Origin of the sequence: Mesorhizobium tianshanense (assembly GCF_007830515.1) — a bacterium.
Classification (GTDB): domain Bacteria; phylum Pseudomonadota; class Alphaproteobacteria; order Rhizobiales; family Rhizobiaceae; genus Mesorhizobium; species Mesorhizobium tianshanense.
This window is the reverse complement of the sequence record NZ_VLKT01000031.1, coordinates 59,810-72,985: the sequence shown is the minus strand read 5'-3', so window position 1 is coordinate 72,985 and position 13,176 is coordinate 59,810. Positions and strand designations below refer to the sequence as shown.

Genomic DNA, 13,176 nt, shown 5'->3' with positions numbered 1-13,176 from the left:
GAAAAAATGATCAGGCACTGTGTTTCTTTCAGATTCCGCGACGATGTCGATACCACCGAGCGTGCGGCGATCCATGCCGACCTCGAGGCGCTGTGGCGGGTGATCGACGGCATGGGCAAGGTCGAACTCAGCGCCAACACCAGCCCGGAACCGTTCGCGCGCGGCTTTACGCACGGCTTCACCATCGACTTCCGCGATGCAGCCGCGCGCGATGCCTATCTGGTGCATGAGGCCCACCAACGAGCCGGCGCCCGACTGGTCGCGGCGCTTGAAGGCGGCACCGACGGGCTGATGGTGTTCGATCTCGAGATAAGCATTTAGCTTATCCAAGCCTCAGCGCGACGACGCCGGCAACGATGCTGAGCACGGCAGCACCCCGCCAGGCCGTCATCTTCTCGCCGAGCGCAAACACCGAGATCATCATGGCGAACAGGATCGAGGTTTCGCGCAGCGCCGCGACCGAGGCGATCGGCGCCTTGGTCATCGCCCACATCACGATCCAGTAGGCAGCGCCGCTGAGCACGCCGGTGTACACGCCCGCCTTCCAGTCGCGCGCCAGCACTGGCAGCGCCTGTGGCCCGCGGAAGATCAGGCACAGCACAAGCGCCCAGAGCGCATCGCAAACGAACAGCCACGCGGCATAGCTCGAGGCCGTCGCGGCCAGCCGCGCACCGCTGCCGTCGGACAGCGTGTAGCTCGCGATGAAGATCGAGGTGCCCAGAGCGAAGCCGACCGCACGCAGATTCAGCCGCTCCAGATGCGCGCCGCCGCGAAACGACAGCACCAGCGTGCCGGCCGACAACAGAACGATGCCGAGAACGGCCAGCGGCGCTGGAATTTCGGCGACGACCGCCATGCCGCCAACTGCCGCAAGCAGCGGCGCGGTGCCGCGCGCCAGCGGATAGGTCTGGGCGAAATCGCCGGCCTTGTAGGCGCCGATCAGGAACGTCCTGTAACCCATGTGGAAGATCACCGAGGCGATGATGTAGGGCCACACGTCCGATTTCGGCACCTCGACGAAAGGCAGCGCCACAAGCGCCACTGCGCCCATGCCGAGCGTCATCAGCGTGATCGACAGGAAGCGGTCGAGATGGACCTTGACCAGCGCGTTCCAGATCGCGTGCATGGCCGCGGCAGCAAGCACCGCGAAGAAGACAAACAAGGTCATCGGCGGCTCATGCGCCTCCGATCCCTGTCGCGAACGGTGTTTCCAAGTCGATGTCGACCCGCAGCGGAAAATGGTCGGAGGCGATTTCGCCGATATCGGCGCTGACCGAGCGCACGCGTCCGGCAAACATGCCGCCGACGAAGCAATGGTCGAGCCGTCGCTCCGTCAGCCTGCCGTCGATTGTCTTCACATGGGTGTGGAAATCCGACGTCGGTTCGCTGGCGACGGCGGCGGCATCGACAAAACCGTCGAGATAGGCAGCGCCCCGATGATAGGGCGTGCTGCCGACGATGCGCCGGTATTCGGCGCTGCCCGGCTCCATGTTGAAATCGCCCATCCAGATCGCCGCCGGCGGGTTTTCCGGCTCCGGCTCGCCATTGCTCCAGTTGCGCACGGGCTCATCGTCGGCGCCGCTCCATGGGCCACCGTCGATTGGTGCCCGGCGATGTTCGGCCAAGAGATAGTCGATCTGCTCCAGCCGCTCCTCGGCCGCGATATGCGCGAGATGCAACGACAGCACCCGCACCGGACCGGCAGGCGTGCGGAACATGCATTCGAGCGCCGCGTTGCGGGTGTTGAGCGGACGCATCGTGCGGCGCAGCGGCAGCGTGTGCAGGCGTGACCAGATGATCGGCAACTTCGACAGCACCATGGTGCCGAATTGCCGCCGCCGGTTGACGATGCGGCCGTCACGCCGCTCGCTGGCGTCCATGTCGAAGGCTGGGCCGTAGACGCAATAGTACTCGGGCAGCAGCCGCGAAAGGACGTCCGGCTGGTCGTCCTCGTTGCTGCGCAGCCAGTACCGTTCCACTTCCTGCAACGCGATGATGTCGGCGCCGGCGACGACCTTGGCGCAGCGCGCGAGATCGTAGCGGCCGTCGCCGCCGAACCCGTACTGGATGTTGTAGCTGACCAGCTTCATTGCTTATCCGGCTCAATTTCCTGATGGCAGTAGCGGTTCGGCGGATTGGTTGCAATGTGCCGGGCGGATGACGGGGTAGACCAGCGCTAATGCATGTCGCTCAAAAAGCATGCCCTCGGGCGTGAACCGAGGGTGCGCAGCGGTTTTGGGATAACGCATGCCTAAGAACAAGAAACTTGAAGCGCGTCGCATGAATCCCCTCCAACACGACGCGCTTCAAGTCGTCAGCGGCTCGAACCGCCCGTGCGGAGACGCGGCCAGTTCCGACCAGTCGATTTCTTCCTCCAGGCGATGATACGCTTCGTCGCCGATCATCCCGTCGATGCGCAGCCGTTCCAGCGCATCGCGCTGGCTCTTGATGGCATACAACCGCAACCTGTCATACTCGGTAGCCGCCTGGGCGTCCTCCGGGTTTTCGGCGATCATGCGCTGCGCGGTAAATTGCTCGCGCACCGCGGCCGCGGCATTCGATGTCTTGCCGCTCAACACGTCCATCGCGGCCTGCATGATGGCGATGCGGCCCTTCGCAACCTCGAGGTCGACTGTCTGATCAGGGTCGAGCCGAAGCAGGCGCAGCATCAGCTTCAGGCTCATGCCTTGCAGCACCAATGTGCCGAGGACGACCGAGAAGGCAGCGAGCACGATCGGATCGCGGCCCGGAAAGTCGGCCGGCAAGGCGAACGCTGCCGCAAGGGTGACCAGGCCACGCATGCCGCACCAGCCGATCAGCACGCCGCCGCGAAACGACGGGGCTTCGGCCTGCCGGTCCGCGTCACCGAAGCTGGCAAGCCACCTGATGATCGCGCCGCATCCCAACACCCAGACAAGGCGCGAAACGATGACGACAGCCAGCACGGCTGCCGCGAAGACGAAGGCTTCGCCCTGCCCCTGCTCGGCCAGCCGGTTGACGATCGATCGTGCCTGAAGGCCCATCAGGACGAAGGCCAGCACGTTGAGCACGAAGACCGCCGTTTCCCAGACCGAGTAGGAGCTGACGCGATTTCTGGCCGGCATGCGGCGCGGCGCGGTGCGCGCGATGGTCATGGCATACACGACGATGGTTATGATGGCGGAGAGCCCGATCCTGTCGGCCAGGATCCAGACGCCGAATGTCCCCACGAATTGCACCACCGTGCCACTTGCCGGATCTCTGATGCGAGCGAGCGTGACGAGAAACAGCCGGCCGAGCGCGTAGCCGGCCGCAAGGCTGCCGACCGTCGACAGCAGGATCGTTGGAACGGCGCTGCTCAGCAGGACGGAGCCGATGGCTGCCGAAACCGCCATCCGGTAGATCAGGAGAGCGGTGGCGTCGTTGAGCAGGCTTTCGCCCTGCAGGATGGCGGTGATGCGGTGCGGGACCTTGAACTGTCCAAGCACGGCCGACGCCGCGACGGCGTCGGGCGGCGCGACAATGGCGCCAAGGGCGATAGCCGCGGCGAGAGGCAGGCCTGCCATTATCCAGCCGAACAGCGCCACGGCCGCGGTGGTGAAAACGACGGCGCCAAGCGCCAGCAAGAAGAGCGGCAGCCGGTAGCGATTGAGATCGCGCAGCGATGTGTCGTAAGGCGCGTCGAGAAGCACCGGCGCGACGAACAGGGCAAGCGCCAGTTCCGGGTCGATCTCGATGGTCGGTGCGAAGGGCAGGAAGGCGATGCCGGCCCCCGCCAGCGCCAGCAAGGAAGGATAGGGAACCTCGAGACGCCGCGACAGCGCCGTCAGCGCGACGGCTATCAGCAGGAGAACGAGGGTCAGCTCGAAAAGCGCCATGCCTTATCGTAGCCGCGGAATAAGACGATTGGCACTGCAAAAAGCGGACGGTTTCATACCGCCACGATCTGTTCCACGGGATTTGTGAAGCATAGGCCCGAAATGGCGTCAGGGTCTCTGCCCTAATGCAGCACCAGCATGTCGCCCGACGAGAAGGAAATCTCGGCCTTTTCGCCGACGGCGGGCGGCGGGGTGGCCGGGCTGTTGAACGTGTCGAGCGACACCGTGCTGCCGCCGATGCCGACCCGGACCCGGATGACCGAGCCGAGGAAATGCACCTCGGCGATCTCGCCCGAAAGGCTCGAATCGCGGCCGGGATGGCGGCCGAGCGAAATCGCCTCGGGCCGCAGCGCCAGCGACAGCGTGTCGCCGGACTTGGAGCCGTTGAGCTTTCCCTTCAGCGAGACCTCCTGCGCGTTGACCCGCACCTTGCCAGATGCCGCGTCGGTGACGGTGCCTTCGAGCACGTTCAGCGTGCCGACGAAATTGGCGACGAACTTGGTCGCAGGCCGGTTGTAGATCTCGAACGGCGTGCCGACCTGCTCGGCCTTGCCGCCATACATGACGGCGATGCGGTCGGAGATCGACAGCGCCTCTTCCTGGTCGTGGGTGACGAAGATGGTGGTGATGCCGAGCTTCTTCTGGATCGAGCGGATTTCCTCGCGCAGCGACACGCGCACCTTGGCATCGAGCGCCGACAGCGGCTCGTCGAGCAGCAGGAGCTTCGGCTTCGGCGCAATTGCCCGCGCCAGCGCGATACGCTGCTGCTGGCCGCCGGAGAGCTGATAGGGATAGCGGTCGCCCATCTGCGGCAGCTTGATGAGGTCGAGCATCTCGGCCACGCGCCTGTCGGCATCGGCCTTGGGCATGCCCGCGACCTTAAGCCCGAAGCCGATGTTCTGCGCCACGGTCAGGTTCGGAAACAGCGCATAGGCCTGGAACACCATGCCGACGTTGCGCTGGTTGGGCTTGAGCCGGGTGATGTCCTTGCCGGCCACCACGATCTTGCCGGCACTCGGCTCCTCGAAGCCGGCGACCATGCGCAGCACCGTCGTCTTGCCGCAGCCCGATGGCCCGAGGAAGGAGACGAACTCGCCGGGCTCGACATCGAGATTGAAATCCTGGACCACGGTGGTGGCGCCGAAGGATTTTCGCACCTGCTGGATTGAGAGGAATGGCTCGGCCATGGCTTTTCTTTCGGTCAGTGCTTTTCGATCAATTTGGGCGGTTCGCCGATCTCGGCGCAAAACGCGACAGGATCTGGATCAGCGACATGCAGCCCCAGGTGATGGCAAAGGCGATGATGGCAAGCGCCGCCGGCTCGTAGGCACGATTGGCGCCGATGTTCTGCAGATACGGGCCGAAGGCCGGCCGATTGAGCAGGCTGGCCATGGTGAATTCGCCGATGACGATGGCGAAGGTGAGGAAGGCGCCCGACAGAACCGCGATCAGCACGTTTGGCAGGATGACGCGGGTGATGATCGTGCCCCATCCGGCGCCGAGGATCTGCGCCGCCTCCGTCAGCGTGCGCACGTCGATGGTGCGAAGCCCGGTGTCGACGGCACGATACATATAGGGCAGCGCGAGCGTCGCATAGCCGATGACCAGCAAGGCGTCGGTGCCCCTACCGCTCGCCAGGAACGGCAGCGGCGAGCTCGATCCGTACATTCTGATGTAGCCGAAGACGATGACGATGGCCGGGATGACCAGCGGCAGCAGCGTGATGAACTCGACGACCGGCCTCAGTTGCGGCAGCCGCAGCCGGATCCAGTACGCGGTGGGCACGACGATCAGCACGCCGAGGATGATGGTGAAGACGGCGGCGAGCACGGAGTAGCCGAAGGTCGCCTGGAAGCGGGGGTCGCCGAGCACGACCTTGTAAGCATCGAGGGAATAGACGCCGCGCCGCATGCGCATCGAGAATTCGACGGTCGCGATGAGCGGAATGAAGAAATAGGCCGCGCCCAGCGCGAAGACGACCCAGGCCCAGAAACGTCCGCTCTTCATTTGAGCCACCTTTCGCTGCGCGTCCGGAACCAGATGTAGAAGACGTTGGCGAGGCCGGTGATGACGATCATGCCGAAGGCAATGGCATAGCCGAGATGCGGGTTGTGCAGCACGTCGCCGCGGATCTGCGCGTAGAGCACGATGGGAATGATGTTGAGCGACGAGCCGGTCAGCGCATAGGCGGTGGCGATGGCGCCGAACGCATTGGCGAACAAAAGGATGACGGTGCCGAGAAAGCTCGGCCAGATCACCGGGATGACGACCATGCGCCAGTATTGCGCAGTGGTGGCGCCAAGCGTGGCGGCGGCTTCGCCCCATTCCTTCTTCAGCCCGTCGATCGCCGGCGTGATGATGACCACCATCAGCGGGATCTGGAAATAGACGTAGGTGAGCGTCAGGCCCCAGAAGGACAGGATGTTGAAGCCGTGGGCATAGATGTTGAGGCCGAACACGGTGTTCAGGATCACCGTGACGAGGCCGAGCCGGCCGAGCGTGGCAAGGAAGGCGAAGGCCAGCGGCACGCCGGCGAAATTGGAAGCCACGCCGGAAAAGGTCAATGTCGCCGAGCGTATCCAGTTCGGCAGGCCGCCGCGCACGATGGCAATGGCAATGGCCAGGCCGGCAAATGCGCCGATGAGCGACGAGGCAAGGCTGATCTTGATCGATATCCAGTAGGCGGCAAGGATAGTGGGCAGCCTGCAGTTTCCGTCGGCCCAGGAGATCCAGGAATCATATTGGCACTGGACATAGTTCGACAAATTGGGCGGGTCGAAGATACCGACAATGTTGTCGAAGGTGAACGCGCCGGCAGCGTTCTGGAAGGCGCCCAGCACCAGATAGAGGGTCGGCAGGATCAGGAACATGACGGCGAAGATGAAGAATGGCGCCACGCCCAGCCACTGCGTCGGCAGCCGAAACGCGCGCGCCTCGCTGGGCGGCGCCGTCTTCCCGGCAATTGCGTGATCGGAAAGCGAGAGATCGGTCATGCGCCGGCTACCGTTCGAGGGAGACCGGGCGGCTGTGAGGCCGCCCGGTGGCTTTCAATCTTACTGAACGTTGGCGCCGACGACTGCGTCCCAGTTCTTGGTAATGGCTTCCTTGGCCTTGCCCTGCTCATCGAGCGTCGGGAACACCGCGGCCTCATAGGATGCGGCCGGCGGCAGCTTGGCCAGCACGTCCTCCGGGATCTTGCCGTTCTTGGCGAGATCGTTGAAGCGGATCGGATGGCAATAGCCCTTCAGCCAGCCGATCTGGCCTTCGTCGGAATAGAGATATTCCAGCCAGAGCTTGGCGGCATTCGGATGCGGCGCATAGGCGCTGATCGCCTGCACGTACACGCCGGCGACGACACCGGTCTTCGGCACGACGACATCGACCGGCGGGTTGCCGTTCAGCGTGTCGCGGCCGGCAAGCGCATTGTAGTCCCAGTTGATCAGGATTGGCGTCTGACCCTGTGCAAGTGTCGCCGGCTTGCCGATGACCGGCACGAAATTGCCGGCGGCATTGAGCTTCTTGAAGAAGTCGAGGCCGGCAGTACCAGCGGCTTCGCCGGCCGCCGCACCGCTCGAAAGGCCGGCCGCGTAAACAGCCTGGATGGCCTGGTTCGAGGCGCGTGGATCGCCGGCGAGAGCGACGGCATTGGCATATTCCGGCTTGAGAAGATCGGCCCAATCGGCCGGCACTTCCTTGACCAGATCCTTGTTCACCATCATCGCCAGCACGCCGTAATAGTCGCCGGTCCAGTAGCCCTCGGCATCCTTGGCGCTGTCGGGGATCGAATCCCAGGTCGACACCTTGTAGGGCATCAGCAGGCCATCGGCCTTGGCGGTGGGGCCGAAGGACAGGCCGACGTCGATGACATCAGGCGCCTGCGGGCCCTTATTGTCCTTGTTGGCCTTGATCGCCTCGATCTCGTCGCCGGAACCGGCATCGGGGTTGAGCTCGTTGATGGTGATTTCCGGATACTTCGCCTTGAAGCCGTCGATGACAGCGCCATAGCCGCACCAGTCATGCGGCAGCGCGATGGTGGTGAGCTGGCCTTCCGCCTTGGCGGCGGCGACCAGTTCATCCATGGACTGGGCCGACGAGATGGCAGAGGTCGCCATCAGGGCGACGGCCGAAAGGGAAAGCACTTTTCCCGTGAATTTGAACATGTGTTCTCTCCGTTGAACTGACGCCGTTGGACGCCTGCGATGCGGTACCGTTTTCGTGTGACAGTCAGATGAAAACTTTGTGAAACCGGCGCCCGCAGTGCGAAAAAGTAAACTCTTTTTAACCGGCTGTAGCAATCGCTCCGCGATTCTTTTTCCGGCTAATGAATTTCTGTCTTGCCTGCCATCCTTTCCCCCTTTCTTTGCCCTCATTTCCCAGATCAATTTCCGGTGCGAAAACCGTCTCAGACGGTGCCGGCGATGACGTTTTCGAGCAGCGTCAGCGCCGCCTTCTTGGTCAGCTTGACCGGATTGCCGCCGGCGGTCGGATCGACCACCGCCATGTCGGCGATCAGGCTCTTGCGTTTCTTGTCCATGTCGAGCCCCTTGATCAGGCCCGGCAGCGCATGCGGCACCTTCAACTCCTTGCGCAGCTTGATGACCGCCCTGGCGAAACCGTCAAAGCCGCCCTTGATGCCGCAATAGGCGGCGAGCCGGGCTATGCGCTCCTCGATGGCGTCGCGGTTGAAGGCCAGCACATAAGGCATGAAAACGGCGTTGGTCATGCCGTGATGGGTGTCGTAGAGCGCGCCGATCGGATGCGACAGCGAGTGGATGGCGCCCAGCCCCTTCTGGAAGGCGGCCGCCCCCATCGCGGCAGCGCTCATCATGTGGGCGCGGGCGACGAGATCCTTGCCGTTGGCATAGGCTTTCGGCAGGTTTTCGAAGACGAGCCGCACGCCTTCGACAGCGATGCCGTCGGCCATCGGATGATAGCCAGGCGCGCAATAGGCCTCGAGACAATGGGCGAGCGCGTCCATGCCGGTGCCGGCCGTGATGAAGCCCGGCATGCCGACCGACAATTCCGGATCGGCGATGACGATCGCCGGCAAAAGTTTCGGGTGGAAGATGACCTTCTTGGTATGGGTCTCCTCATTGGTGATGACGCCGGCGCGGCCGACCTCGGAGCCGGTGCCAGCCGTGGTCGGCACGGCGATGATCGGTGCGATCGCATCGGAGTTGGCGCGCGTCCACCAGTCGCCGACATCCTCGAAATCCCAGACCGGCCGCGTCTGGCCTGCCTGGAAGGCGATCAGTTTGCCGAGATCGAGCGCCGAGCCGCCGCCGAAGGCGATGACGCCGTCATGCTTTCCCTTCTTGAACACCGCGATGCCGGCGGTCAGGTTGGAGTCCACCGGGTTCGGCTTCACCTCGGAGAACACCCCATAGGGTACCTTCGCGTCGTCGAGGATCTTCAGCGTCGAGGCGACCACTGGCAGCTTCGCCAGCCCTGGATCGGTGACGAACAGCGGCCGCTTGATGCCGGTGGCATCAAGCACATCAGGCAATTCCTTGATGCGCCCCGCGCCGAAGCGCACGGTCGTCGGGTAGTTCCATTTGGAAATGAGTTTTGACATTTTGTTCTTTCGGAAAATCAGGTCGTTTCACGCAGATGATATGATTTCGGCCTCGTCAGATTGTCGTAGCCGATGGCCGACAGGGCGGCGCCCTTGCCGGTGTCCTTGACACCGGTCCAGACCAGCGCCGGATCGAGATAGTCGCAGCGGTTCATGAACACGGTGCCGGTCTCGACCCGGTCGCCGATCGCCACCGCATGCTCGATGTCTCCAGTCCAGATCGAGGCCGTCAGCCCGTAGGGGCTGTTGTTCATCAGGGCGATCGCCTCCTCGTCGTTGCGCACCTTCATGATGCCGACGATCGGCCCAAAACTCTCCTCGCGCATGACGCTCATCTGGTGGTCGACCCCGGTCAGCACTTCCGGCGCCAGATAGGGCGAACCTTGCTCGTCGTTGGCCACCTTCATGTTGACGTGCGCCTTGGCGCCCTTGCGCAGCGCCTCGGCCTTCTGCTCGCGGATCAGGTCGGCAAAGCGCGCCTGCGCCATCGGCCCCATCGTCGTCGCCTGGTCGAGCGGATTGCCGACGACATAGTTTTTGGTCTCGGCGATGAAGCCTTCGACGAATTCGTCATAGACCTTTTCGTGCACATAGACGCGCTCGATGCCGCAGCAGCACTGGCCGGAATTGTAGAAGGCGCCGTCGACCAGATTGGCGACGGCATGATCCATCTTGGCATCGGCCAGGACATAGGCGGGGTCCTTGCCGCCGAGTTCGAGGCCGAGCGTCATGAAGGTGCCTGCCGCGGCCTTCTCGATGGCGCGGCCGCCGGCAACCGAGCCGGTGAAGTTGACATGATCGATCTTGCCCGAGCCGAGCAGCTTCTCGGTCTGGGCGTGGTTCATGACGATGTTCTGGAACAGGCCCTTCGGCAGGCCGGCCTTGTCGAAAGCCTGTTGAAAGCGTTCGCCAACCAGCAGCGTCTGCGCCGCATGCTTGAGGATGACGGCGCTGCCGGCCATCAGCGCCGGCACGATGGTGTTGACGGCGGTGAGATAGGGATAGTTCCACGGCGCGATCACCATGACCACGCCGAGCGGCACCTTCTTCACATAGCGGCGAAACCCGTCCTTGGGATTGGACGCCATCACCGGCTTGAGGGCCGCCTCCGCGATCTCGACCATGTAGTTGGTACGTTCCTTGACGCCGCCGAACTCGCCGCCATAACGCACCGGGCGGCCCATCTGCCAGGCGATCTCCGGCACGATTTCGTCGCTCATGGCGACCAGCGCTTCCAGCATGGCCAGCATGTACTTGCCGCGCTCGACGACCGGCGTCTCAGCCCATTTCTCCTGCGCCGCCTTGGCGCGCTCGACCGCGGCGTTGATCGCCTGGTCCGTGGCTACAGACCGCTCAGCATAGATCGAACCGTCGACGGGGGATTTTATTTTCACGGTTTCCAAGTGGCGTCTCCAGTTGTTTGTTTTTAGCAGGCGATTGCCCGAACGTGGCCCTGGGCGGCATAGGCCAGAATGGCTCGGTCGCGCGTTATGATCGTCAGATCGCGCTCTCGTGCAGTTGCGATGAGAATTCGATCCATCGGATCATTATGCACTGCACCAGGCAGATAGGATGCAGCGACAAGTATCCGCGGAGTGACGCCTTCCACGTCGATGGCAGCCGCCTCGACGAACTCGTTGAACCAGCGCTCCGGGGTCTTTGTCGATGGCAGCCTGCCCTTCGAAACCAGCATACCCATTTCCCATGCAGTCATGACCGACACATTCAGCGTGCCGGACTTCGGAACCTTACCTATGGCCGCGACGGCCGCATCGGCGATCGGCTCGTCTTGCGATATCCAGATGACCGCGCAGGTGTCCAAAAGAAGATTTTCAGTCCTCATAGACTTTGCCCCAATCCGGGTCGGCAGGCTCGGTCAGATCGACATCAGGAATGATCGTAAGCGTGCCTTTCATGCAGCCGAAGATCGGATGACGTGACGCTACTCCACCGATTTCAGACTGAGCCGATTCACCAAAGCCGCCCACCTCACCTGAAATTACCCGGACACGTCGAAACACCAGATTGCCGCCGGCAATGTTGACGGACTCGGTTTGGAACCCGGCGGCCAACCATTCCTTCGTCATGGGATTGTTGCTGGGATTGTTGCTCCACCAGGCCGGGTACTGTTTCGAGGCAGGCAGCTTCTCACCGATCAGCCTCTCGATGTCATTGAACGACATCGGAATCCGCTCCTTATCCTGAGACAACAGATACGAACGCAACGGCGAATACTTTCCCATTTTCGCACCTCCTGAGCCGAAACCGATCAAGAGTACAGCTTTAATTGGATGAAATCAATGCAAACTACAGCTTTAATAGCGCTCGAACCCCCTGTGCAGTTCCCAGTCTGTAATCCGGCGGTCGTATTCGAACTGCTCCCAGTGTGCGGTGTGAACATAATGTTCGAGCACGTCCTCGCCGAACGCCTGCTTCAGCATCTTTGACTTCGCCAGCGTCTCTGTCGCGTCGCGCAGCGTCTTCGGGATTTCCGGCAGGCGCGACGCCTGATAGGCGTCACCGACGAAGGGCTTTTGCAGTTCGAGCTTTTCATCGATGCCGGCAAGGCCAGCCGCGGTCAGCGCCGCGAATGCGAGGTAGGGGTTGAGGTCGGCGCCGCCGATGCGGCACTCCATGCGGATGCCCTTGGTGCCCTCGCCGCACAGGCGGAAGCCGGCGGTGCGGTTGTCCTCGCTCCACATGATCTTGGTCGGCGCGAATGTGCCGGCCTGGAAGCGCTTGTAGGAGTTGATGTAGGGCGCCAGGAACCAGGTGAATTCCTTGGCGTATTTGAGCTGGCCGGCCGCCCATTGCTGGCCGAGCGTCGACAGCGTCCAGTCAGCCTTTTTGTCGTAGAACAGCGGCGTCTTGCCGTCGGCGCTCCACAACGAATTGTGGATGTGGCTGGAATTTCCGGCGAGCCCGTAATTGTACTTGGCCATGAACGAGATCGCCTTGCCTTCGGACTCGGCGATTTCCTTGGCACCGTTCTTCAGGATGACGTGGCGGTCGGCCATGTCGAGCGCCTCGGCATAGCGCACATTGATTTCTTCCTGGCCTGGACCCCACTCGCCCTTGGAATTCTCGATCGGAATGCCGGCCGCCTCCATCTCGTTGCGCAGCCGGCGCATGACGCCTTCTTCCTTGGTAGTGATGCCGATCTGATAATCGCCGATATAGGGCGAAGCAGTATCGAGGCCCTGCCAGTGCTTCTTGCGGGCGGAATCATAGGTCTCGTTGAACAGGTAGAATTCGAGCTCGGAGGCGAAATAGCCGATATAGCCACGTTCGCTCAGCCGCTTGACCTGCTTCTTCAGCATGGCGCGCGGCGAATGCGGCAGGTCGTCATGGGTGTGGTGGTCGAGCACGTCGCAGATCACCAGCGCCGTCTTTTCCAGCCATGGAATGCGCCGCAGCGTCGACATATCGGGCTTCATGACGAAGTCGCCGTAGCCCTTCGACCAACTCGCCGCCTTGTAGCCGGGCACCGGTTCCATATCGATGTCGGCGGCCAGCAGATAGTTGCAGCCATGCGTCTCGTCATGTGCGGAATCGACGAAATACTGCGCCAGGAACCGCTTTCCCGCGAGCCGGCCCTGCATGTCGACGATGCAGGCCAGCACCGTGTCGACCTCGCCGCTGGAGACCGCCTTCTTCAACTGATCGAACGAGAAATTTCCGGCCATTGACTGCTCCGCACGTGGTTCCGCATCCTAGCCTGCACACCGCGCCGGCTTCCAAATG

13 protein-coding genes are annotated in these 13,176 nt (G+C 62.8%); 1 reads left to right on the top strand and 12 read right to left on the bottom strand.

Annotation, left to right across the window (positions count from 1 at the left end; translation table 11 throughout):
* The first annotated feature begins 6 nt into the window (after nucleotides 1-6).
* On the top strand, nucleotides 7-321 hold the full coding sequence (locus tag IQ26_RS23365; protein WP_145720687.1) for a Dabb family protein: 315 nt from the start codon (nucleotides 7-9) through the stop codon (nucleotides 319-321).
* A gap of 1 nt (nucleotide 322) precedes the next feature.
* Here IQ26_RS23365 and IQ26_RS23360 read toward each other — a convergent pair whose 3' ends face one another.
* The 12 genes from IQ26_RS23360 to IQ26_RS23305 all read right to left on the bottom strand — a co-directional run bounded on the left by IQ26_RS23360 (nucleotide 323) and on the right by IQ26_RS23305 (nucleotide 13,118).
* Nucleotides 323-1,168 (bottom strand): EamA family transporter, encoded by an 846-nt coding sequence (locus IQ26_RS23360; protein ID WP_145720686.1) that lies wholly within the window; start codon nucleotides 1,166-1,168, stop codon nucleotides 323-325.
* 7 nt (nucleotides 1,169-1,175) lie between these two features.
* A complete protein-coding gene (locus tag IQ26_RS23355; RefSeq protein ID WP_145720685.1) occupies nucleotides 1,176-2,090 on the bottom strand; it encodes an endonuclease/exonuclease/phosphatase family protein in 915 nt (304 codons plus the stop codon).
* Between the two features lie 216 nt (nucleotides 2,091-2,306).
* Nucleotides 2,307-3,857: a cation:proton antiporter gene (locus IQ26_RS23350; RefSeq protein ID WP_145720684.1), complete on the bottom strand. Its 1,551-nt coding sequence runs from the start codon at nucleotides 3,855-3,857 to the stop codon at nucleotides 2,307-2,309.
* Nucleotides 3,858-3,979: 122 nt separating this feature from the next.
* A complete protein-coding gene (locus tag IQ26_RS23345; RefSeq protein WP_145720683.1) occupies nucleotides 3,980-5,044 on the bottom strand; it encodes an ABC transporter ATP-binding protein in 1,065 nt (354 codons plus the stop codon).
* 28 nt (nucleotides 5,045-5,072) lie between these two features.
* On the bottom strand, nucleotides 5,073-5,864 hold the full coding sequence (locus IQ26_RS23340) for an ABC transporter permease (RefSeq protein WP_145720682.1): 792 nt from the start codon (nucleotides 5,862-5,864) through the stop codon (nucleotides 5,073-5,075).
* Nucleotides 5,861-6,850 carry an ABC transporter permease gene (locus IQ26_RS23335; RefSeq protein WP_145720681.1) on the bottom strand — a complete coding sequence of 330 codons (990 nt, stop codon included), beginning with the start codon at nucleotides 6,848-6,850 and terminating at the stop codon, nucleotides 5,861-5,863. Before IQ26_RS23335 ends, IQ26_RS23340 begins: the two co-directional genes overlap by 4 nt.
* Before the next feature lie 60 nt (nucleotides 6,851-6,910).
* On the bottom strand, nucleotides 6,911-8,017 hold the full coding sequence (locus IQ26_RS23330) for an ABC transporter substrate-binding protein (RefSeq protein ID WP_145720680.1): 1,107 nt from the start codon (nucleotides 8,015-8,017) through the stop codon (nucleotides 6,911-6,913).
* Between the two features lie 242 nt (nucleotides 8,018-8,259).
* The gene (locus tag IQ26_RS23325) at nucleotides 8,260-9,432 is read right to left on the bottom strand and encodes an iron-containing alcohol dehydrogenase (protein WP_145720679.1); all 1,173 of its coding nucleotides are present in this window, start codon (nucleotides 9,430-9,432) and stop codon (nucleotides 8,260-8,262) included.
* A 17-nt stretch (nucleotides 9,433-9,449) separates the two neighbouring features.
* Nucleotides 9,450-10,835, bottom strand: coding sequence for an aldehyde dehydrogenase family protein (locus IQ26_RS23320; protein WP_145720678.1), 1,386 nt, complete (start codon nucleotides 10,833-10,835; stop codon nucleotides 9,450-9,452).
* 23 nt (nucleotides 10,836-10,858) lie between these two features.
* The gene (locus IQ26_RS23315; RefSeq protein ID WP_145720677.1) at nucleotides 10,859-11,275 is read right to left on the bottom strand and encodes a type II toxin-antitoxin system VapC family toxin; all 417 of its coding nucleotides are present in this window, start codon (nucleotides 11,273-11,275) and stop codon (nucleotides 10,859-10,861) included.
* Nucleotides 11,265-11,675, bottom strand: a complete 411-nt coding sequence (locus tag IQ26_RS23310) for a DUF7662 domain-containing protein (RefSeq protein WP_145720676.1) — start codon at nucleotides 11,673-11,675, stop codon at nucleotides 11,265-11,267. Before IQ26_RS23310 ends, IQ26_RS23315 begins: the two co-directional genes overlap by 11 nt.
* Nucleotides 11,676-11,747: 72 nt before the next feature.
* On the bottom strand, nucleotides 11,748-13,118 hold the full coding sequence (locus IQ26_RS23305; RefSeq protein ID WP_145720675.1) for a glutamine synthetase family protein: 1,371 nt from the start codon (nucleotides 13,116-13,118) through the stop codon (nucleotides 11,748-11,750).
* Between the last annotated feature and the right edge of the window lie 58 nt (nucleotides 13,119-13,176).

Bases quoted from the DNA above. Each gene is read 5' to 3' on its own strand.
- IQ26_RS23365 (WP_145720687.1), top strand. From the start codon at position 7: ATGATCAGGCACTGTGTTTCTTTCAGATTCCGCGACGATGTCGATACC.
- IQ26_RS23360 (WP_145720686.1), bottom strand. From the start codon at position 1,168: ATGACCTTGTTTGTCTTCTTCGCGGTGCTTGCTGCCGCGGCCATGCAC.
- IQ26_RS23355 (WP_145720685.1), bottom strand. From the start codon at position 2,090: ATGAAGCTGGTCAGCTACAACATCCAGTACGGGTTCGGCGGCGACGGC.
- IQ26_RS23350 (WP_145720684.1), bottom strand. From the start codon at position 3,857: ATGGCGCTTTTCGAGCTGACCCTCGTTCTCCTGCTGATAGCCGTCGCG.
- IQ26_RS23345 (WP_145720683.1), bottom strand. From the start codon at position 5,044: ATGGCCGAGCCATTCCTCTCAATCCAGCAGGTGCGAAAATCCTTCGGC.
- IQ26_RS23340 (WP_145720682.1), bottom strand. From the start codon at position 5,864: ATGAAGAGCGGACGTTTCTGGGCCTGGGTCGTCTTCGCGCTGGGCGCG.
- IQ26_RS23335 (WP_145720681.1), bottom strand. From the start codon at position 6,850: ATGACCGATCTCTCGCTTTCCGATCACGCAATTGCCGGGAAGACGGCG.
- IQ26_RS23330 (WP_145720680.1), bottom strand. From the start codon at position 8,017: ATGTTCAAATTCACGGGAAAAGTGCTTTCCCTTTCGGCCGTCGCCCTG.
- IQ26_RS23325 (WP_145720679.1), bottom strand. From the start codon at position 9,432: ATGTCAAAACTCATTTCCAAATGGAACTACCCGACGACCGTGCGCTTC.
- IQ26_RS23315 (WP_145720677.1), bottom strand. From the start codon at position 11,275: ATGAGGACTGAAAATCTTCTTTTGGACACCTGCGCGGTCATCTGGATA.
- IQ26_RS23310 (WP_145720676.1), bottom strand. From the start codon at position 11,675: ATGGGAAAGTATTCGCCGTTGCGTTCGTATCTGTTGTCTCAGGATAAG.
- IQ26_RS23305 (WP_145720675.1), bottom strand. From the start codon at position 13,118: ATGGCCGGAAATTTCTCGTTCGATCAGTTGAAGAAGGCGGTCTCCAGC.